Origin of the sequence: Oribacterium sp. oral taxon 078 str. F0262, assembly GCF_000160135.1 — a bacterium.
GTDB lineage: Bacteria > Bacillota > Clostridia > Lachnospirales > Lachnospiraceae > Oribacterium.
This window is the reverse complement of record NZ_GG729933.1, coordinates 82,152-100,174: the sequence shown is the minus strand read 5'-3', so window position 1 is coordinate 100,174 and position 18,023 is coordinate 82,152. Positions and strand designations below refer to the sequence as shown.

At 56.8% G+C, this 18,023-nt stretch carries 19 protein-coding genes; 3 read left to right on the top strand and 16 right to left on the bottom strand.

The window, feature by feature from the left end; all coding sequences use genetic code 11:
- Window positions 1–62: 62 nt before the first annotated feature.
- Complete coding sequence (gene rpiB, locus GCWU000341_RS00470; protein WP_040653103.1) at window positions 63–527, bottom strand: ribose 5-phosphate isomerase B; 465 nt, start codon at window positions 525–527, stop codon at window positions 63–65.
- Between the two features lie 154 nt (window positions 528–681).
- Here rpiB and GCWU000341_RS00465 point away from each other — a divergent pair, with 154 nt between their 5' ends.
- Window positions 682–930 carry a hypothetical protein gene (locus GCWU000341_RS00465; RefSeq protein ID WP_009213622.1) on the top strand — a complete coding sequence of 83 codons (249 nt, stop codon included), beginning with the start codon at window positions 682–684 and terminating at the stop codon, window positions 928–930.
- Between the two features lie 201 nt (window positions 931–1,131).
- Window positions 1,132–1,749 (top strand): FAD-dependent oxidoreductase, encoded by a 618-nt coding sequence (locus GCWU000341_RS00460; protein WP_009213621.1) that lies wholly within the window; start codon window positions 1,132–1,134, stop codon window positions 1,747–1,749.
- Here GCWU000341_RS00460 and GCWU000341_RS12510 read toward each other — a convergent pair.
- The 4 genes from GCWU000341_RS12510 to GCWU000341_RS00440 form a co-directional block, all read right to left on the bottom strand.
- A complete protein-coding gene (locus GCWU000341_RS12510) occupies window positions 1,731–2,210 on the bottom strand; it encodes a YbjN domain-containing protein (RefSeq protein WP_009213620.1) in 480 nt (159 codons plus the stop codon). The two genes, GCWU000341_RS00460 and GCWU000341_RS12510, sit on opposite strands and share 19 nt — an antisense overlap.
- Before the next feature lie 199 nt (window positions 2,211–2,409).
- Entirely contained in the window at window positions 2,410–3,390 is a 981-nt protein-coding gene (locus tag GCWU000341_RS00450) for a BtrH N-terminal domain-containing protein (RefSeq protein WP_009213618.1), read from the bottom strand.
- Window positions 3,387–3,911, bottom strand: coding sequence for a helix-turn-helix transcriptional regulator (locus tag GCWU000341_RS00445; RefSeq protein ID WP_009213617.1), 525 nt, complete (start codon window positions 3,909–3,911; stop codon window positions 3,387–3,389). Before GCWU000341_RS00445 ends, GCWU000341_RS00450 begins: the two co-directional genes overlap by 4 nt.
- Before the next feature lie 86 nt (window positions 3,912–3,997).
- On the bottom strand, window positions 3,998–5,020 hold the full coding sequence (locus GCWU000341_RS00440) for an FHA domain-containing protein (protein WP_040652798.1): 1,023 nt from the start codon (window positions 5,018–5,020) through the stop codon (window positions 3,998–4,000).
- Between the two features lie 325 nt (window positions 5,021–5,345).
- Here GCWU000341_RS00440 and GCWU000341_RS00435 point away from each other — a divergent pair, with 325 nt between their 5' ends.
- Window positions 5,346–6,713 carry a sodium-dependent transporter gene (locus tag GCWU000341_RS00435; RefSeq protein ID WP_009213615.1) on the top strand — a complete coding sequence of 456 codons (1,368 nt, stop codon included), beginning with the start codon at window positions 5,346–5,348 and terminating at the stop codon, window positions 6,711–6,713.
- A gap of 221 nt (window positions 6,714–6,934) precedes the next feature.
- Here the strand turns inward: GCWU000341_RS00435 and GCWU000341_RS00430 are convergent, their stop codons facing one another.
- The 11 genes from GCWU000341_RS00430 to GCWU000341_RS00380 all read right to left on the bottom strand — a co-directional run bounded on the left by GCWU000341_RS00430 (window position 6,935) and on the right by GCWU000341_RS00380 (window position 17,769).
- The gene (locus tag GCWU000341_RS00430; RefSeq protein ID WP_009213614.1) at window positions 6,935–7,549 is read right to left on the bottom strand and encodes a Maf family protein; all 615 of its coding nucleotides are present in this window, start codon (window positions 7,547–7,549) and stop codon (window positions 6,935–6,937) included.
- A gap of 94 nt (window positions 7,550–7,643) precedes the next feature.
- On the bottom strand, window positions 7,644–8,417 hold the full coding sequence (locus GCWU000341_RS00425; RefSeq protein WP_050761855.1) for a hypothetical protein: 774 nt from the start codon (window positions 8,415–8,417) through the stop codon (window positions 7,644–7,646).
- Complete coding sequence (locus tag GCWU000341_RS00420; protein WP_155812535.1) at window positions 8,320–10,830, bottom strand: hypothetical protein; 2,511 nt, start codon at window positions 10,828–10,830, stop codon at window positions 8,320–8,322. The genes GCWU000341_RS00425 and GCWU000341_RS00420 overlap by 98 nt, the downstream gene beginning before the upstream one ends.
- A gap of 96 nt (window positions 10,831–10,926) precedes the next feature.
- A complete protein-coding gene (locus GCWU000341_RS00415) occupies window positions 10,927–11,607 on the bottom strand; it encodes a hypothetical protein (RefSeq protein WP_009213611.1) in 681 nt (226 codons plus the stop codon).
- Window positions 11,608–11,647: 40 nt separating this feature from the next.
- On the bottom strand, window positions 11,648–12,862 hold the full coding sequence (locus GCWU000341_RS00410) for a hypothetical protein (RefSeq protein ID WP_009213610.1): 1,215 nt from the start codon (window positions 12,860–12,862) through the stop codon (window positions 11,648–11,650).
- A gap of 36 nt (window positions 12,863–12,898) precedes the next feature.
- The gene (locus tag GCWU000341_RS00405) at window positions 12,899–14,941 is read right to left on the bottom strand and encodes a putative tetratricopeptide repeat-containing domain protein (RefSeq protein WP_009213609.1); all 2,043 of its coding nucleotides are present in this window, start codon (window positions 14,939–14,941) and stop codon (window positions 12,899–12,901) included.
- Between the two features lie 63 nt (window positions 14,942–15,004).
- Window positions 15,005–15,826, bottom strand: coding sequence for a hypothetical protein (locus tag GCWU000341_RS00400; RefSeq protein WP_009213608.1), 822 nt, complete (start codon window positions 15,824–15,826; stop codon window positions 15,005–15,007).
- A complete protein-coding gene (locus tag GCWU000341_RS00395) occupies window positions 15,823–16,341 on the bottom strand; it encodes an FHA domain-containing protein (RefSeq protein WP_040652796.1) in 519 nt (172 codons plus the stop codon). The genes GCWU000341_RS00400 and GCWU000341_RS00395 overlap by 4 nt, the downstream gene beginning before the upstream one ends.
- Window positions 16,342–16,352: 11 nt before the next feature.
- Entirely contained in the window at window positions 16,353–16,883 is a 531-nt protein-coding gene (locus GCWU000341_RS12505; protein ID WP_207635060.1) for an FHA domain-containing protein, read from the bottom strand.
- 17 nt (window positions 16,884–16,900) lie between these two features.
- The gene (locus GCWU000341_RS00385) at window positions 16,901–17,329 is read right to left on the bottom strand and encodes a hypothetical protein (protein WP_009213605.1); all 429 of its coding nucleotides are present in this window, start codon (window positions 17,327–17,329) and stop codon (window positions 16,901–16,903) included.
- A 14-nt stretch (window positions 17,330–17,343) separates the two neighbouring features.
- On the bottom strand, window positions 17,344–17,769 hold the full coding sequence (locus tag GCWU000341_RS00380; protein ID WP_009213604.1) for a hypothetical protein: 426 nt from the start codon (window positions 17,767–17,769) through the stop codon (window positions 17,344–17,346).
- Window positions 17,770–18,023: the final 254 nt, after the last annotated feature.

The following is an 18,023-nucleotide window of genomic DNA, read 5'->3' as shown; positions in this document are numbered from 1 at the left end:
CGGATACGACTGCCGGAGAACGGACTCCCGCCCCATCAGCAGCGGGGGGGATTCCTGTCCCATCAGAGGCGATTCTCCTCCAGTCTGCCGTTTCTCTCGAGCTCTGTGATCATATCGACCCTCTCCTTATGGCGCCCGCCCTCAAACTCTGCGTTCAGCCAGGCATCCACGATCCTTTTTGCAAGCTCCGTTCCGACGACGCGCGCCCCGAAGCAAAGCACATTCGCATTGTTGTGCCGCTTTGCCATCTCCGAAGAGTAGGGCTCGCTGCAGGCAAAGGCCCGGATGCCCGGGACCTTGTTCGCGGCGAGGGAAATGCCGATTCCGGTGCCGCAGATCGCGATCCCGCAGTCCGCTCCCCCTTCCGCCACTGTTTTCGCTACGTGATAGCCCGCGAGCGGATAGGGGTAGCGCTCCGGGCTGTCCGTCCCCACATTCAGGACCTCTATCCCCTTACCTTTAAGATATTCTGCGATCTCCCGTTTCATCTCCAAAGCCGCATGATCATTTCCTATGACGATTTTCATTTCTCCATCCTTTTTCTCCGCTTTGATGCGAAAAGCCCCTTCACTCTCCTTTACATTCTTCCGCCATTCTAAAACAATCCCCCGCAAAAGTCTTGCTTTTTTTTCCGCTCTGGGCTAAGGTGATGAGGGTTTAAAAAGAAGAAAGGACTTTGCCATGAAGATAGAAAATGTAAACAATGTAGAAGGGCTCTTCGAGCTCCTGAACAATCTGAAGGGAACCGTGGAGCTGGTCTCCCCGGAGGGAGATCGGATCAATCTGCGCTCAAAGCTCGCCCAGATGCTCATGATGTCCCGCCTCCTGGATAAGGCCTATATCAAGGAGCTGGACCTCATCGTCCATGAGCCGGAGGATATGAAGAAGGTCGTGGAATTTATGATGGGAGACGCCCACACGGAGGAGTGATCGATCCCTCCCCATGCGCTCCTGCGGGTTCGGGAGACGGATCCTCCGGAGAGGATCTGGAAATCCTTTGAGAAAGGAATCCGGGAAGAACGTCTTCAGAAAGGGACCTTTGCCGCAGAGAAGTGAATCATTCGGAGAAATGAATCATTCGGAGAAGTGGATCATTCGGAGAAGTGAATCCGCTCACACAGAGGAGGAAGCATGCAGGAAACCATGCCGGAGAGGTCTTCTGAAAAAGAAGGGCTCTTCGCTGATCTCATCGTCGTCGGCTCCGGCCCCGCCGGTCTCGCCGCCTTTGCCGCGGCCTCGGATCAGGGGCTTCAGAATATCCTCTGTCTGGAACGGGAAAAGCTTCCCGGCGGCCGCCTTCGAAGGAAGAATGAGGAGGAAGCGGGGCGAGAGATCTTTCATCGGGCGATCGGAAGCGCCGCCTGCCTGAAGCATTTCCTCTCCCTTCTTGAAAATTATGAGCTCTCCGTCAGCTGCGGCTGCGAGCTCCGGGAAACGAAGTTCTCTGGAGCGGATAGGGAGCATCTTTTTTCGCTTCTTGTCCGGCAGGACGAAGGGGAGGAGAAGCATTTTTTCTGCCGCGCTCTGATCCTGGCAACGGGAGAAGCGTCCTCTCCCGAAGGACCTACGCTCCTGCCCTTCCCAGGAGAAAGCCCGGAGGCCTCTTCCCTCCCTCTCCCGGCGGGACTTTTCCTCGCGGGAGAACTCTGCCGAAAATGCCCCCTGCCAGACGATGCCGCAAGAGACGGCGCAGAGGCCGGGCGCAGGGCCTCCGACTACCTGCTTTCCGATCAGCCAAAGTCCAGATGATTTCCCTCCGGGTTTTCGATACTCTGGATATAAGCCGCCGGATCTCCGCCGATCAAAATCAAACGGAGCAGCGCCCTCCCGTAGCGCTCAATCATATAGATCCCCGTATAGATGCTGTCTCTCACGATATTTTCCGGAATATCCCCAAACTCCGAGGTAATGTAGACCTTGTAGCGGACCTCCCCGTCCGCATAGTCCAGTTCAAAGTTTCCGTTCCGAAGCCCGTAATTGGCGCGCGTAATGAACTCTGACACCGCGGCGAAGCGATCCGGCTCCACCTTCAGGTTCAGCACGGAATAGACCTGATAATCGGTCTCACCGACAATAATATAGAGATTGACATTGCCAAGAATATTTTCAAGGTCTACCCCGCTTCGAAAGTAGCCCTTTTCCTCATAATAATCATAGCTCCAATGCTCGTGCTCAAAAAATTCCCGGAGCGACTCCTCTATTTTTCTCATATTCCTGTCCTCCTTTTCAACAGCACTTACACTCTTTTATATGATCCTATATAATCCCGCCATAAAATCTTGCCTCCACTTCCGTGAAAGCACGTCGTGGAGGCAGGCTTATGACACTGAAATCATTATATCAGAAAAAAAGGTTAAAATCTCCGTTTTATTGGCAAAATTTATAGAGGAGGACTGGCTTCATTGATTGTCAGTCGCCGGCCAGGAGCAGCTGCATCGCCTCCCGCTCTCTCTCGGAGAGCTCTTTCAACCTTTCCGAGGCCTCCAGGATATCTCTCCTGTCTTCCTCCTCGGCCACCTTTTCCAGCAGAGCGATCAGCTCTGACCAGCTCCTGGCAATCCCTCGGAAGCGCTCGTATGCTCTCCCTATCCCCTCCCTTTCCGTCAGCTTATAGGCCTCCCCGAGAAAATCCCGGTACAGATTCCGGAAGATCGCTCCGCCGGTTCCGGCTCTTTCCATCAGCATGGCGCTCATCCCAAACTCCTCTTTCCTGTTTTGAGAGCGGTCAAACCAAGCGACAATCTCCCTGCCCGCCTTCTCGATCCCCTTATAGCTCGAATTTTTGATAGGAGGGTTGAGATAGCATTCCGCATTATTTTGTATCGCGCTCTCTATGGCCTCTCTGAGCGGCGTGACCTCTGCTCCCCGCTCTATCACATAATAGAGGTTTCGGGAGGACATGGACCCCCTTTCAGCTCTCGCCTCCGAAAGACTTCTCAGCGAGGTCTTCGCCTCAGAGCCCTGCTGCTCGGTATCCACCAAAAAGGCGGATTCCTCGTCGTAGCCGACGATCGCGACATAGTGCCCCGCAAAGTGAATCGGATGAGAGAAATACTCAAGGTGGTAGCAATCCAGCTTCAGGCCCACCGCTTTTCCGCTGTCCAGAAGCTCCTTCACGGATCTCCACGCCCTCTCTCTGGAGGAGCTCTCCCGCACCGTGAGCCTTAAGCCCAGATTTCTCGCGATATTCTTCGTCAAAAGGTCCGGTTTGATCCTTCCTCCGAGAAAGGGATAGTCCATGGATTTCGTCTTCCAGAAGAAAAATGAGAGTCCTTCCCCGAGGCCGAAGAGCATCGGCTCGCTGCATTCAAGTCCGATCTGCCGAAGAAGCGTCCCGGTCGCCGTCGTCTCGCAGTGCTGCCCACGATACGGTTTCAGATCCAGTTTCATCCTTTTCCCTCCATTCTTTCCAGCTCTCCCTCCACAAAGTCCAGCTCGGCACGAAGCAGTCTCTCACTTAAGCGGAACAGACGCCCGGCAGAAGGAGACTTCTCTTCTTCCAGCGGAAGCTTTTTCTGAAGTGCCGCATAATCCCACGCAAGCTGCCGTCTTCTTTCCTCCAGGGCGAGACGCCATTCCTCATCGCCGATGCAATGGCTGTTCGCAAGACCGGTCATAAGATGCGTATTGGAAGGTCGTCTCTTCGCAATCTGCCTTCTCGTCTCCTCCCTCAGACTTTCCTTCCCGGACTCTGTGATGAAGTAGCGTTTCTTCTCTCTCCCCCTCGACGGCTCCGCCGTGGCCAGTCCCTTTTTTTCCAGCTTTTCCAGCACATAATAAATGGAAGAAAAACCTATGTCCGCCCACTTTCTCATGTCCCGCTTCTCAATAATACCTTCAATCCTATAGCCGTACTCCGGCCCCTCCGAGAGAATTCCCAGAATCAGTTGCTCTGTCGATGTCGTTTTCATACTTTATATTCTAGTACTAGAATATATTTTGTCAAGAGCTGCTCCTGAATCAATGGATAGGTCCCCATTTAACGACAGAATATCCCTCAGAGAAGAATCCCGATATAGAGAAGACGGCTCGCCCCAAGCTCCAGGATATCTCCATTTCGAAGAAGCGCGGTCCGGTAACCGGCCTTCCCCTGAAGCCTCACGAGACCTCTGCACTTCTCCCCGAGAAGCAAGGCCCGTTTCTCCTCTCCGATGATATAGATGACCGCGTGCTCCTTCTCCCGAAGCCCGGGGGAGGAAGGAAGGGAAATCTCCATCAAAGCGCCGCTCCCGATCCGGTTCCATCCATCATAAAGCGCCCAGAGTCTCCCGGCTCCTGCTCCGTCGATACAGAGAAGAAAGCCCTCTATCGCTCCCCGCTCCTCCTCTTTGAAACACTTCCCTTCTCCAAAGGTCCTCCCCACATCTGACCTCTCTGCCCGCTCCTCTCTCTCCTGGCCTTCTTCTTTCCTGAGTCTCCCCCTTCTCTCCTCCCTCTCTCTTCTAAGATCCTCCTCTCTCTCCTTCTTATAGCGGAAAAAATGCTCCCGGAACTCGGACTCCCTCTCCGCCCTCTCCCGGTATCCTCTCTCTGTCCTGAGAATTCCGTCCCAGAGCCTTCCGTATTTCCCGTCGAGCTCCAGATAGCGAAATCTTTTCCCGGAGAGCTCCAGGGTCATCTTATCCCGGAGCACTGCCGCCTCGTGGACCATCTCCCCCTCCAGCCGCACGATCCCTCTCCCTCTCGCGGGAAGGAGAAAGCAGCACCTCTTTGTCTCATCATAATAGAAGGCCGCATGCCTTTTCAAAAGGGAGGGCTCATAGAGAAGGTCTGAGTCTCCGGATCCCAGATATTGGAGACCGAAGCTGAGCGGGAAAAAGCCTCCTGCCTTCTCATCCGAAAGGGAAAGAAGCAGGGCGGTGCAGGGCCGCTCCTCAAAGACTGAAAGCCCGAAGCGCGCCCGGAGCAGAAAATAGCGCCTCTCCGGAGAGTCCATCTGAAATCCGCAGACCGGACAGACAAAAGGAGAGCGGCTCCGGGAGAACCAGTGCCCTCTGGGACAGATCCGAATATTTGACATGGCTGCTCCTTTCCCCTCTTCGCCCCGGCTCTTTTCGGCAATCGCTCCTCTTTCTATAGCTTTTCCGGAGTCCTTATGCTAGGATAGCGGGAATGCGAATAGCCTGAGCGTTCTCGAGTCTTCTCAAAGAGAAGTGCCTCCCGAAGGGAGAGCGGCTGATGTCTCCCGGGCAAGGCCGAGTCCTGAGCGCAGAAGTCTGCCATCAGACAGAACCGGAGCGTACTTGAATCTTCTCAAGGAAAAGTGCCTCCCGAAAGAGCGCGGGCTTATGTTATGGTAGTGCCGCTGATTCCGGCATGAATTTTCAAAAGGGGAATGAAAAGCAATGGAAAAGAAAAATAAACGGAGCAGCTTCTCCTCGAAGCTCGGCTTCGTCCTGTCCGCAGCCGGTTCCGCGGTGGGACTTGGCAATATCTGGAGGTTTCCTTACCTCGCCGCAAAATACGGCGGCGGGATCTTCCTCCTCGTCTATCTGCTCCTGGTCCTGTCCTTTGGCTATACCATGATCATTGCGGAGTCCGCCCTCGGAAGGATGACCAGAAAAAGTCCCGTCGGAGCCTATCTTCATTTCGGGCGCGACTGGATGTTCCGGGCCGGAGGCTGGATCAATGCCGTGATCCCGATCCTCATCGTCCCCTATTATTCCGTAATCGGAGGCTGGGTCTGCAAATACCTTTTCGGCTATCTCCGCGGAGATGTCTCAGTCCTCGCATCGGATACTTACTTCTCCGGCTTTATCGGAAGCTCTCAGGCGGAGCCCTGGTTCCTGCTCTTCTCCCTTCTCACCATGCTCGTCATCTATATGGGAGTGCAGAACGGGATCGAGCGGGTCTCCACTCTGATGATGCCCGTCCTCGTCGTACTGGCCGTCATCATCTCCGTCTATGCCATCACCCGCCCCGGCGCGCTGAGCGGGGTGAAGTACTTTCTGATTCCGAATCCGAAGAATTTCTCCTGGATGACCGTAGTCGCCGCGATGGGGCAGATGTTCTACTCCCTCTCCATCGCGATGGGAATCCTCGTGACCTTCGGCTCTTATATGAAGGATGATCTCTCCATTGAGGCCGCGACGACCCATGTGGAGATCTTCGACACGGCGATCGCGGTCCTCGCGGGGCTCATGATCATCCCCGCAGTCTTCGCCTTCTCCGGAGGAGATCCCGGCGTCCTGAAGGCAGGGCCTTCCCTTATGTTTATCACCATGCCGAAAATCTTCGCGAGCATGGGCTTCGGCCGCCCAGCGGGCATCATTTTCTTCCTGCTGGTTCTCTTCGCCGCACTGACCAGTGCCATCGCGCTCGCGGAGAGCGCGGTCTCCACCTTTCAGGATGAGCTGCACTGGGGCAGAAAGAGAGCAAGCCTCGTGCTCTTTATCATCATCGCGCTCCTCGGAAGTCTGAGCGCGCTCGGCTACGGTCCTCTCTCGATGGTGAAGATCGTCGGCATGCAGTTCCTGGACTTCTTTGACTTTCTGACGAATTCCGTCATGATGCCGCTCGCCGCCATGGCGACCTGTCTCCTCATCGTCCGCGTGATCGGCGTGGACAAGATTGCGGCAGAGCTCACGAAGAACGGGGCGCTCTTTCAAAGAAGAGCTGTCTTTAACTTCATGATTAAGTACCTCTGTCCTTTCTTTGTCGCGATCATCCTCTTCAGCTCCCTCGCAAGTGTGTTCGGACTGATCAGCTTCTGATCTCTCCGTCATCTCTTCCTTTTCCGCCGTCCAACGAGGAGCCGCTCCCTTTGCCGCATCCTAAACGATGCCGCGTTTTACATCGCTTAGGATGCGGCAAAGGGAGCGAGAGCATCCTGCGTAGCCGCCGCTTGTCAAAGATGCTCAGCCCCGCCCCGCTGGTTAAAACGCTCGCCCCGCGGCAGGGAGCGGAAGCAAAATGAATGGCTCAGCCTGCTTCCCTAGAGCTGCTCGATCCGCTTCATCATATGGTAGAGGTGAGAGGCGGGGAGTCCCATGACATTATAGAAATCCCCGTTGATCCCACGGACATAGCGGGAGAAGACGCCCTGGATTCCATAGGCTCCCGCCTTATCCATCGGTTCCTCCGATTCCGCATAGTCTCTTATCTCCTCCTCTGTCAGCCTGCATATGCTGACCTCCGTCCTCTCGGTGAAGCCGAGCTTCTTCACTCCCGCCCTCTCTGAGAGCGGGAGCTTTTGATTTTCAGCTCCGTCCTCCGGGAGAAGGATCAGACTGACACCGGTATAGACATAATGCGTCTTTCCGGAGAGCTTCCTCAGCATCTCTCCCGCCTCCCGGTGGTCCCACGGCTTTCCGAGGATCTCCCCCTCCAGGTGGACCACGGTATCCGCCGCAATCACAAGAGCCTCTCCCTTCACGCGCGCCGCGACATCCGCCGCCTTTTGAAAGGAAAGCTTTCGGACGAGCTCCTCCGGATCGTCCGTATCTCTCTCCTCTTCGAGCGCGCTCGGGATGATCTCCGCCTCGATTCCGATCTGCCGAAGGATCTCTCTCCTCCTCGGAGACTGCGATGCCAGTATGATTCGATGCATATCTCTTCCTTTCTTCCTAAATGAAGGTCCTGCCGGAATTCCCGGCCCTCTGCCACTCTATTGTAGCAAAGAAGAGAAGAGGCGCAAGCGATCATCAGCTCAGAAAGATCCTCTTCCTCCCTTCCCTCTCCGGCTCCTCCGTCCCTCTGCCTCCCCCTCTCTTTAAAAGCTCCGAAAGCCCCTCATAGAGCTCCAGATTCGAGAGCTCCTGGTATTCTCTTCGGAGGCGCCTCGCGATGTAATGCTCCAGACTCTCCCGGCAAACCCCCTCCGGACGGCTGAGAAGGAGCTGGCAAAAGAGGAACTCCTCCTCGCACAGCCCCGGAAGGCGAAGTCCTTCCAGGGCGTAAAGTCGGAGGAGCTTCGGATGAAAGGCCGGGCGAAAGGGCCCCGCGTAGTCTGCATTTCGAAGATCCAGTGTATCAAAGGCGGCGGCACAGTCCCGAAAGTCAAGATAGCGGTCCCGGAGCCGAAAACCGGGGCGAAGGCAGAAGCTCCCGAGCAGAAGGCCGTGCTCCCGCTTCTCCTCTCTCTGAAGGCGGTAGGAAAAGGAAAAGCACTCCCAGTCTCCATCCCTCTCCTCTCCCTCGAGGGAGAGGTAGAGATAGCTCCTGTGCCCATCCGCCGGACAGGCGAGAAGCTTTTCCTCCGGGAGAATATGAATCCTCCCGCGGTATTTCACGATGCCTCCCCCGATCCGAAGTCCGTCCCCCTCATCAGAGGAGGAGAGCTTCAGGCCATAGAGCACCCCGGCAGTATAATTCTCATAGCTAAGCCTGAGATACTGCTCCGGGTAAGTCCGGAGCGCTTCCAGCATCTCTCCCTTCAGGATCCGTCCTCTCGTAAATACCGGATAGCGGCTCTCCATCTTCCTCCTCCTCGATCGCATAGATTTTTTCCGGCCCCGCAAAAAGCCTGTCCTCCCTCCTGAAGATCCCGATCAGGGAAAAGCTCCAGCGCTCGGGGAGAAAAAAAGCAAAGATCCCAAGCTCTCCGTTTCGGATGTCATCTGTGTCCTCCTGCCGGATCCTCCCTTCGCCAAGGCGAAGGAGCTCCTCACGGCCGATCTCCTCCGCCTCTTCCCGGAAAAAGGAATAGGAAAGCTCTCTTTTCAGCCTGCCGGAAAGATCCCGAAGGCAAAGCGGAAGCAAAAGCTCGGAGAGATTTCTGCGTATGCTCCCTCCCTCCGCGATGCGGCGGCCGTCCAGGAGTATGCTTTCCCTCCCCGATATTTCCCGGAAGAAAAGCAGGCAGGGGATCGCAATCTCACCCCGCAGAAAACGCACGCGGCAGCTCCCCTCCCGCAGTGAAAGCTGATACAGGAGGAGAGCATCGGACAGCGCGGTCCTCTCGGAAGCTCCATTTCCGCCGTCTCCCTCCATCATCCTCCCCGGTATGAACTCCTTCAGGCTCTCCCGAAACAATCCGCTCCGGGAAAGGCCTCCGAGAAGAGAGATCATATCATAGTGAAAGAGCTCCCCCGCCTCATAGTCCTCCTCTAAAAATTCCTTCAAAAGCCGATCCAGCTCTTCTCTGAGAGCGCAGGAAAGCTCCGTCCGACTAAAGCTAAGCCCTGGGAGCTCCCGGAGGGGAGAAAGTCTTCCCCCGAGGAGAAACGAGAGCTTCTGAAAATTCTCAGCGGGCCGCGCTTTCTCCCCGCCATCCTTCGAAAAAGGCTCTAAAGGCTCGAAGGAGGAGAACAGCAGCTCCTCCAGGAGCTCGGATGCGATTCTCCGGAGAAAATAAAAATTTTTCCGGATCGGCTGCCTCTCTTTTCCCTCACAGCGCCAAAAACAGATCGGAATCCGCCCTCGTTCCCCGCCGGAAGGATCCGGGATCTTCCCTCTCTCTCCCGGGAGCGCCTCTTCGATCCGGAGCTGGAGGAGCCGCATCAGGCGGAGAAGCAAAAGCTCCGTTCCAAAGCGAGGATCCCCCTTCCGATAGGACTGCCGGATCGAGAGCTCCCGGAGTCCCCTCTCCGAATGAAGGGAGAAGCCGCATTCACTCAGGGATGCGCCGAGGCCGGAGACCGAGAGCAGCAGGGCCCGGTAGTCTCCGTCCGGGAGCCTTCCCCTCCGCTTCTCCCGCAGGAAGATGCTTCGAAAGATCCCGGCCTCCGCTTCACTGAGAGAAAGAGAGAGGGAGCAGGAGAGTCTCTCCTCCGCTCTCTCCAGGAAACGGCGGAAGGCCTCTCTTTGCGGGAGCGGAGCGGAAAGGCAAAGCTCCGAGGTCCTGCACTTGTATTCCGCTCTCGTCCTTTCCAAAAGATAGCGGAGGAAGGAAAGCAGCAGCTCAAAGCGGGAGATCCTCCGGTAATTCCCCTCCCGGTCGAAAAGCGCCTCCTCCCAATCCGGCTGAAGGATCCATGCCCGCAGATTTCGAAAGAGGCTTCCCCCGGACCGGCTCTCCTCCGCCCTCGCAAGCGCCTCCCAGCCAAAATCCAGTACAGGCGCACCCTCCTTTAAGGAGCGCACATAAATCGCATTTGGAACCCAAGCCTCCGGATGGAGCTCTCCCTCTCTCCAGTGCGGAAAGTGCGTGTGGGAGATGCCCGGCTCCGTTTCCCACGAAGAAGGAGAAGAAATGGAATAGAGGGAGAGGGAAGAGCCCATACTCCCGAAGGAAAGCGCGATCGGATGAGAAAGTGCGAGAAGCTCCGGATTCTCACAGAGAAGACTCCTCTCATAGGCTCTCCCGGCCCGAAGAGCCGATACAGGGAGCGAAAGCTCTTTTTCGGTGAGCCGGAAGGAGAGCGCGGAAAGCCGCTGATCCAGGAGGATCAGGCGGAGCCTTCGTTTCTCTCCCGCGAGGAAAAAGAGCTCCTCTCTCCTCCTAAGATATAAAAATTCCCTCTCCCCTCCCCTCGGATTCACATGGAGTACCGCCTCCAGCTTTCCCTCCCCGTTCAGGAGGAAGGCATTGGTATTGATAAGCTCCTCCCGAAAGCTAAGGCAGCAGCAATCCGAAAAATCCAATCCGGCCCCGCGGTAAAGGCAGAGCTCTCCGGGACTCTCAAAGTCCTCCGGGAGAGGGGAAAAGCGGAGCTCCCGAAAGAAACACTCAAGTCTCCCGACCGCTTTCTCCGAGATCTCCGTGATAAGCTCCTGCTCTCCTGAGCCAAAATACGAGAGGATCCTCTTCCGTCTCTCCTCCTCCCCGCAGTCCGGGCGGAGGGCCCGGATAATCCGTTCTCTCTCGCAGATCTCCCGGAGCTCGGAATTGTCCATCCCGAGAAGCTCCTCCCTTCGATAGCGGTATCCTCTCCCTTCCTCCATCTCCAATCCCTCCCCTCCTTTTTCCTCCCCGGGAGAATGCCGCTCCCGGGCTCCTTCCATACTCTCTCCGCTTCACAGCCTTCCGCCTCATGGAAGGCTCTCTCAAAAAAGCGCGCACTCCCCGATCCTTAAGCTCTCCGCTACTCCTAAGATCCCGAAATGCCTGTCCCAGAAGAGCACGAGCTCGATATAGAGCGGCAGGAAAAGCTTCCGAAGGAGGGAAAAGCGCCGCTTCTCCCTCTCATTCTCCGGGACGCCAAGACTCAGGATCAGCTCCCCCTCCTCCGCCCGGAGGTAGAGAAGGCTCTCCGGGTAGAAAAATCCGACCGCTCGTTGAAAAATCCCAAGCGCCTCCGCCCCTTTTTCAAGGGAGAGGAGTCCGTAGAACAGGAGCTTTTGCTCCGAGAGAGAGAAAAGCGAGAAGTCCTCCCGGAGGAAGCGAAGCGCTCCCTCTCTTAGCTCCGCGTGGAGTCGGCTCGCCAGAAATTCCTCTCTGGTATAGGAGCTTCGAAGATCCCAGAGCGCGAGCAGATGAAAGAATGCATCGAAAAGTACAGAGCGCTGCCCGCAGAGTCCCGGATGCTTCAGCATCGGAGAAAGCTCCGCCCCAAAGCGGTAGAGCGGGTTTAATTCGATCTCTCTGCTCTCGATTTTCTCCTGATTGAGGAGCGGGAAAGCGCTCTCCATATAGGGGCTCGGATTCCTGCTCTCCGAAAAGCGGAGCTCTGAAAGCAGAAAGCCGGATTCCCTCGCGTGAAGTAAAATTTCCCAGACACAGTTCATTCTGCCTCCCGCCCGTAAATACTGTCAAAAAAGTACTGCCCTAGAGGAAACAGCCCGCAAAGCGGCAGTCCGGAAAGCTCTCCCCCATGCTTTCCAAAAGATAGCGGAGCATGGACTCCGAAAAGACATCTCCGCCTTCTCTCCGGAATGCCAGAAGGAGAAGCGGTCCGAGACCCCGGAGCATTTGCTCCCTGTCCCCGGGAAAATACAGCCCCTCCGGGAGCACTTCCCCCTCCCGAAATCCCCTGATCCCTTCCAGAGAAAGGCCGGAGGAAGGGAGCAGGGAGGACGCCTGTCGGCGAAGCTCCGCCTCTGTGAGTGCGGGGGGATGCGACATCTCCCGAAGGCGTTCCAGGAGACTCTCCTCCCTTTGATTGCTGAGAAGTCCCTCCGGCTCCCGCCTCTGCTTTTCTTCGATCGGATGGATCAAAAAGCCCGAAAGATGCGGGAGATTCGCCCTGCTCGTCCGAAGAATCAGCTTTCCCCTCTCTCTTCGAAGGGAGAGGAAGCCCTCCTGATAGGAAAGGAGCGGGAAAGCCCCCTCTGTCCCCGCGCTGATCTCATATTCATAATAGACACCGTCCTCCGCGGGACTCAGAAAGTCCCGCGCGGAAAAGCGATGCGCTGAGACATTCCAAAGAAGCTCAAGTCCCCTCCTGACATAGGGGGAGAAGCTCCCGAAGGAAAAATCAGGCCCCTCCGCCCCCTCAGGAAGCGCCGGAAACTCCAGGATAAAGCAGTGCTCCGGGTAGGCCATCGGAATGCAGTGCCAGGGAAGAGCGCAGAAGAGGAAGGCCTCCCGGAGCTCCCGAACCCTCTCCCCTGCTTGATTCTCCCTTCGGACAAAGGCGATGCCCTCTATCTCTCTGCCGTCCAGGCGGTAGTGAAAAGGGAATTTCCCTTCCCGCAAAAAGGCCTCGCAGACGGAATCCTCCGCGAAGAGGAAGATCCTCTCCTCCGTTCTCCGCTCCCCTTCCTCCTGAAGGATCGGATGGAAGCCCTTCGGTCTCTGCCTCCTCCCGGAGGGGTCGAAGGGAAGCATGCCGATCTCCGGCGGGCTCTCCCTCCGCGCTGCTTCCCGGGAGACCCGATCGGCGAGCTCCTGGAATCTTCCCTCCAGAAGCTCATTCATCCGAAGAAGAGCATCCATCAGGATATCCATGCCCTCTGAGGCGGGGCTCTCCCCGCATCTCTCCCTGAGATAGTCTGAAAAGATAAAATCCTCTCCCAGAAATCCCCTTCCCTCGCTCGTCATCCGCTCTCTCCTTCCGCCTCTTCCCTCTTCCCTTTCCTACGGCCAGCGCTCGCTCCCTGTCTCCGCGGAGAGCACCGCCTCTTCCCCTCCCCCGCTCCTCTCCGCGCCCTTTTCCGTTTCTCTTCCGCCGCTTTCCTCCGAGACCTTTTCCGTTTCTCTTCTCTCGCTCTCTCCGGAGGTCTTCCCATTATCCCCCTCTTCTCCCTTTCCCTCCCTTCCGCCGTCTCCTGTCTCCCTTTGTCCCTCCTCGTCCTTCTGCTCTTCTCGCTTCCTCTGCATATCCCGGATCCTTTGATCCAGCGAAATCACCTCGATCTCCTCCCGAAGCTTTTGGTATATTCTCCTGGCATAGTCATAATTCTCCTCCGCCTTCTCATATTCTCCCCTCTGTGCGGCGTCGTCTCCGGCCTGCCGGTAGCGAAGCGCGGCTCTCCCCTCCTCCTCGTCCGCCTGGATCCTCTGACTGAGAGAATCCATCTTCTCCGAGAGCGAGTCTGCTCCCGCGCTCTCCCCGCTCTTTTCATAGAGCGCCTTCGCTGTCTCATAATTCGCCTTTGCGCTCAGAAGGTCTCCGTCCTTCAGCGCCTGATCCCCGGCGCTGATCAGGCTGTTTGCCCGGACAAGCTGCCCCGCCTGCTCTTCGGCCGCGGATTTCTCCTCGCTCTGCTGCTTTGCAAGCTCCTTCTCCAGCTTCGTGAGCTTCTCCTCCGCACGGATCTTTCCTTCCTCATAGCTGAGCTCCCGGGACAGATCCTTTGCCTCCCGGTAGCGCTCCCTTGCCCCCTCATAGACTCCGGCCTCGAACAAAATCTCCCCGTCGTTAAGCTCCCTTTCGACCAGCTGAGAGCCGTCGATGAAGCGGATTCTCTCCCGGATATGGTCCAGTCCCACATTGTCCGCATAGGGCAGGCGCCGGAGCAGAAGCTCATAGTCGGACTTCGCATCCTGATAGCGCTTCTCCGAAAATTTCTCATCCGCATCCAGGATGGCGGAGAGGGCCTCTAAGTAGCGGTTCAGGCTCTCCCTCTCCTCCCTGTCCCGGAGAAGCTCCGCCTTCTTCTCCGCCTTCTCACATTCCTCGCGGGCTCTGCCGAAGTTCTCAAGCTCCAGATAGCTCTCCATCCGAAGCCGGTAGCTCTGAAGATCCTCCCTGAGCTCCCGCCTCCACTTCCGATAGAAGAAGGAAGCGAGAAAAAGAAGGAAGAAAAGGAGGAGACAGAGGAGGAGGGCGCAGATGATCCGTCTCCGTCGCCGCCTTTTTCCGGAGTCCGTCTCCAAAAAAACCTTGTCGACATAGATCGCCGCCGCACTGTAATTATCGAGGCGGGCAGGGTGCCGATCGAGAAGGCTTTTTTCCAAAAGGGCGATACTCTCCTCCCCGTCCGCGCCGGAATGCTCGAAAATCTCCGCGATCTCCCCCTCATGCAGATTCTCCCAGATACCCTTCGTATAGAGAAGAAGAATATCCGAATCGGAAAGGGGGATTCTCTTAGAAAGGTAGGGATGAAAATGCTTCTGCCCGAGATAGGCGCTCAGGTTCTGTCTCTCCTCGTGCAAAGATACCGCGTCCTCCGGGATTTCCTCCCGCTCCGCAAGCTCTGCCGCATAGGAATTGTCCCGGCTTTTCAGTATAGTCTCTCCGTTTCGATAGAGACGGAGCCGGACATTTCCCGCACCGGCATAATAAAAGCTCCGGTAATCCGTAAGGACAAGAAGGACAGAGGCCTCCGGCCTCTCCTCTCCCTCCTTCCGAAAGCTCTCATTGGCTCCCCGAAGATAAGAGCGAAGCGCCCGCTTCGAGCAGGCCGGGCGGGCCTGAAAGCGGCTCAGAATCTCCTCCGCTGCCATCCTCCCGGGATCCCTTTTAGATGGCCCCGGAAGCCCGTCCGAAAGCACATAGCAGGCGAAGTCGGAGAGCTCGATATAGGAAAAGCAATCCAGATTCCGAAGCTCCGTCCCCTCCTCCGAGAGGAAGGAAGTCTTAAACTTACTGTTCTGCTTTCTCATCGCGCTTTCCTCCGCCTCCCCTGCTTCCTGTCCTCCTCCGCTTCCCCTGCCGCCCGCTCCTCTGCCTATCACAGCGTCTCTCCGCCTTCTCCGGCAATGCTCTTCCTATCGCCGGGGGCGGAAGCAGTCTTTCTCTCAGGCTCTCAGAAGAAGGACTCCCGCGTTCCCTGCCTCTCCTCCGCTCCTCTCCCTCGCTTTTTGGATCAGGACCCTGCAGAGCCTCCTTCCCGGGCGGTGGCGCCGGATCAGATCCTCCAGTTCTCTTCGGCCGAGCGCCCCGGAAATTTCCTTATTTAAGAGAAGGAGGAGATCTCCTCTTTTCAGCCGGAGCTTCTCTCCGGCTCCCGCAAAGCCCTGGTAGTCCTCTCTTCCGAGATAGCGGAAGCTTCTCTCCCTTCGAAGGAGCCGCTCTGCCGCCTCCCGGGAGATCCTTCCCCTCCGAAATCCCTCCCGTATCATAGCCGCCGCGGACTGCCCCTCCGAGAGAAGCAAGAGCTCTCTGCCCCGGTAGAGATAGAGCGAGAGCTCTCCGGAGATCCCGTATCGAAGCTCACCTCCGGAGGCAAAGAGCGCTCCGACAGAGGCTCTGCCCTTTTGTCCGTAAAAAATCCGGCAAAGCCGCGAGTTTGCCTCCCGAAAGAGCTCTTCCAAAAGCTCTTCCTCCCTCTCCTCCCGGGAAAGCTGAAAGCCGGAGCAAAAGCAGCGGACGGAAGAAAGCGCCGCCGCCTTTCCCGAGATCCCGCTCCCGGAGGCGTCCGAGAGGACGGCGAGCGTCCCGTCTCCCCTTCCAAGGTAAGCATAGGCAACCGCCTGCTGCTGTCTCTGCCCGATCGCGCGTTCCCCATAGACGCGGCAGCCATTTCCTCTCCTCCCAAAAAGGAGAGAGAAAAGCTGAAGGAGGAGCATGGAAAAAGAAAAGAGAAGCAGAAGGGACACGGCGAGAATGTAAAAAATCATAGCCCCTCCGCTCTCTCCTCCTCTTCCCAGGAGAAGTTCTTTCCCGCAAAGGGGAGATAGAGAAATTCGCTTCCCCCGATCGCGATCAGGTCATAGGCGGAGAGCGCTGTCGGGAGATAAAGCGCCCTCCCGTTCAGATAAAGCATGCCGCCGTTTTCAGACGGAAGCAATGTCCCCTCTCCCTCCCTGCTGTCGAAGGAAAGTGCCGCGTGGTCTTCCTCGGAGATTTCATTGTCCCCCAGGATCTGGATCTCCATCCGGTCACTCCGCCCGATATAGTTTTTTCCGGAGACAATGCGGTAATCCCTTCCCTTCTGCGCCCCCCGGATGCAGATCAGCCAGGCGCAGACCGGCTTCACACTGAGCTTCCAGAGACTCTCGAAGAGCTCCTCCTCCGTGAAGGATTCCTCCCTCCTTTTTCTCTCCGATGTATCGATATGGCAGTAGGGACAGATATCTCCGCAGCGCCGCCTGGAAAACATATGTCCGTTTCTGCAGCGAATCAGGTTTCCCATACTCCCTCCTCCTAGAGAAGCCTGAGACGGTTCCGCCCGATCTGAATCAGGTCTCCTCTCCTGACAATGCTCCGCCGCTCCATAAGCCAAAGACTCTCCCCGCTCCCCGTAAGATGCAGCAGGGTCCCCTCTCCGCTTCCAAGGTCCTCCAGATACCACTGCCCTCCGGCGCGGTTTAGGACCGCGTGCTCCGCCGCGAGCTCCTCCTCAAAGTCCTGTCCGGAGAGGTCGACCTCCGGCCTCTCTCCCTCCCCGCCTCTTCCGATCCGAAGGGAGCTTCTCCCGAGGAGACTCCAGCTTCGAATCTCCCGCCCCTCCTCGTTTAAGAGGAGGAGAGAGGAAAGCGGAAGAGCATCGGATTCTCCGGACTTCCCCCTCTTTTCCCTTCCCGAAAGGAAGAGAAGGAGAAAAAGAGAGGGGAGAAGGAGGGCGGAGAAGAGAAGGGCCGGAAGCTTCAGACTCCATTCCATGCTGTAGAGCAAAAGATCCGCAGAGAGCACGCAGAGGATCGAAAAGATCAGCCCGGCCTTTCTTTCATCCACCCGGATCCCCTCCCTTCTCATTCCGCGGCGTAGCCGCCCTCCACGACAAGCTTTGCCATCTGATCCTTTTTCTGTCTCAGTACGAGCTCGAAGCTCCCCACCCCCTCCTCATCCCCGTGCCTCTCCCGGTAGGAGAGCACGAAGGCATTCGGAAAGATATACTTCCGCTTCGTAATGCCGGCCACGATCTGCTCCGCCGTCACCCTTCGATAGCAATCCGGCTTCTGCGCCGGCACCATGGACCAAAGGGCGAGTTGCCTCGTAGAATCCCGGCTGTCCCCCTCCGTCGAGGCGAGGATCTTCCCCTCTATCGTCATGGTGGCACCCGCATCGTTCGTCCGCGCATTGGAGTCCGCGGGAATATCCGTGGAGAGGGAGACGCTGCTCACACACTCCTTCGCGATTTCAAACGCTCCCCCGCCCTCAACCTGTACCCTGTATGCCATATCCGCTCCTCTCTCTACTCACCGGCATAGCCGCCCTCGACCGCCGCGTCCCTGTTCTGATCCTTTTTCTGCCTGATGTGAATATAAAACTCCCCGATCCCCCGGACATCATCCGCCTTCTCGGAATACTCCAGTACAAAGGCATTCGGGATCCGGTACTTCCTGACGACCTGCCCCGCGGAGATGACGCTGAGCTCCGCTATACGGTAGCAGTCCGCGCTCTCCGACGGAATCTGAGACCAGCGGGCGAGCTTTAAAACATCGTCCGTATCTCCGCCCACCGTGTAGAGCACTCTTCCCCAGACCTTGAGTCCGATCCCGTAGTCCGTCGCCTTTGCGTTCGAATCCCGCGGCGATTCCGAGAGAAATTCCGCATTTACAATGCTCCTCTCATCGAAGTCCGCAAGCTCCGATCCCGCTACCCTAAAACGAATCCCCATAATCTTTCCTCCCTTCTATTCTCTTTCTCTTATTCTCTTTCTGCTATTTTCTTTCTCCTCCTACAATAAGGTTGTGGGTAACAGAAGGCCTGGCAACCAGTCAGGATCTGCTCCCCCTTCATTGCTATAGCTGTAGAATGGTATGGCATGGATCTGACGGAATCCTCCTTGGTCCAGATCAAAAATCCGCGTCCGTAGAACAGCCTGTCAGCCAGCCATACTCATTCTCAGCCGTTCGGTTTATGCAGGTTGAA

Bases quoted from the DNA above. Each gene is read 5' to 3' on its own strand.
- rpiB (WP_040653103.1), bottom strand. From the start codon at position 527: ATGAAAATCGTCATAGGAAATGATCATGCGGCTTTGGAGATGAAACGG.
- GCWU000341_RS00465 (WP_009213622.1), top strand. From the start codon at position 682: ATGAAGATAGAAAATGTAAACAATGTAGAAGGGCTCTTCGAGCTCCTG.
- GCWU000341_RS00460 (WP_009213621.1), top strand. From the start codon at position 1,132: ATGCAGGAAACCATGCCGGAGAGGTCTTCTGAAAAAGAAGGGCTCTTC.
- GCWU000341_RS12510 (WP_009213620.1), bottom strand. From the start codon at position 2,210: ATGAGAAAAATAGAGGAGTCGCTCCGGGAATTTTTTGAGCACGAGCAT.
- GCWU000341_RS00450 (WP_009213618.1), bottom strand. From the start codon at position 3,390: ATGAAACTGGATCTGAAACCGTATCGTGGGCAGCACTGCGAGACGACG.
- GCWU000341_RS00445 (WP_009213617.1), bottom strand. From the start codon at position 3,911: ATGAAAACGACATCGACAGAGCAACTGATTCTGGGAATTCTCTCGGAG.
- GCWU000341_RS00440 (WP_040652798.1), bottom strand. From the start codon at position 5,020: ATGTCAAATATTCGGATCTGTCCCAGAGGGCACTGGTTCTCCCGGAGC.
- GCWU000341_RS00435 (WP_009213615.1), top strand. From the start codon at position 5,346: ATGGAAAAGAAAAATAAACGGAGCAGCTTCTCCTCGAAGCTCGGCTTC.
- GCWU000341_RS00430 (WP_009213614.1), bottom strand. From the start codon at position 7,549: ATGCATCGAATCATACTGGCATCGCAGTCTCCGAGGAGGAGAGAGATC.
- GCWU000341_RS00425 (WP_050761855.1), bottom strand. From the start codon at position 8,417: ATGGAGAGCCGCTATCCGGTATTTACGAGAGGACGGATCCTGAAGGGA.
- GCWU000341_RS00415 (WP_009213611.1), bottom strand. From the start codon at position 11,607: ATGAACTGTGTCTGGGAAATTTTACTTCACGCGAGGGAATCCGGCTTT.
- GCWU000341_RS00410 (WP_009213610.1), bottom strand. From the start codon at position 12,862: ATGACGAGCGAGGGAAGGGGATTTCTGGGAGAGGATTTTATCTTTTCA.
- GCWU000341_RS00400 (WP_009213608.1), bottom strand. From the start codon at position 15,826: ATGATTTTTTACATTCTCGCCGTGTCCCTTCTGCTTCTCTTTTCTTTT.
- GCWU000341_RS00395 (WP_040652796.1), bottom strand. From the start codon at position 16,341: ATGGGAAACCTGATTCGCTGCAGAAACGGACATATGTTTTCCAGGCGG.
- GCWU000341_RS00385 (WP_009213605.1), bottom strand. From the start codon at position 17,329: ATGGCATACAGGGTACAGGTTGAGGGCGGGGGAGCGTTTGAAATCGCG.
- GCWU000341_RS00380 (WP_009213604.1), bottom strand. From the start codon at position 17,769: ATGGGGATTCGTTTTAGGGTAGCGGGATCGGAGCTTGCGGACTTCGAT.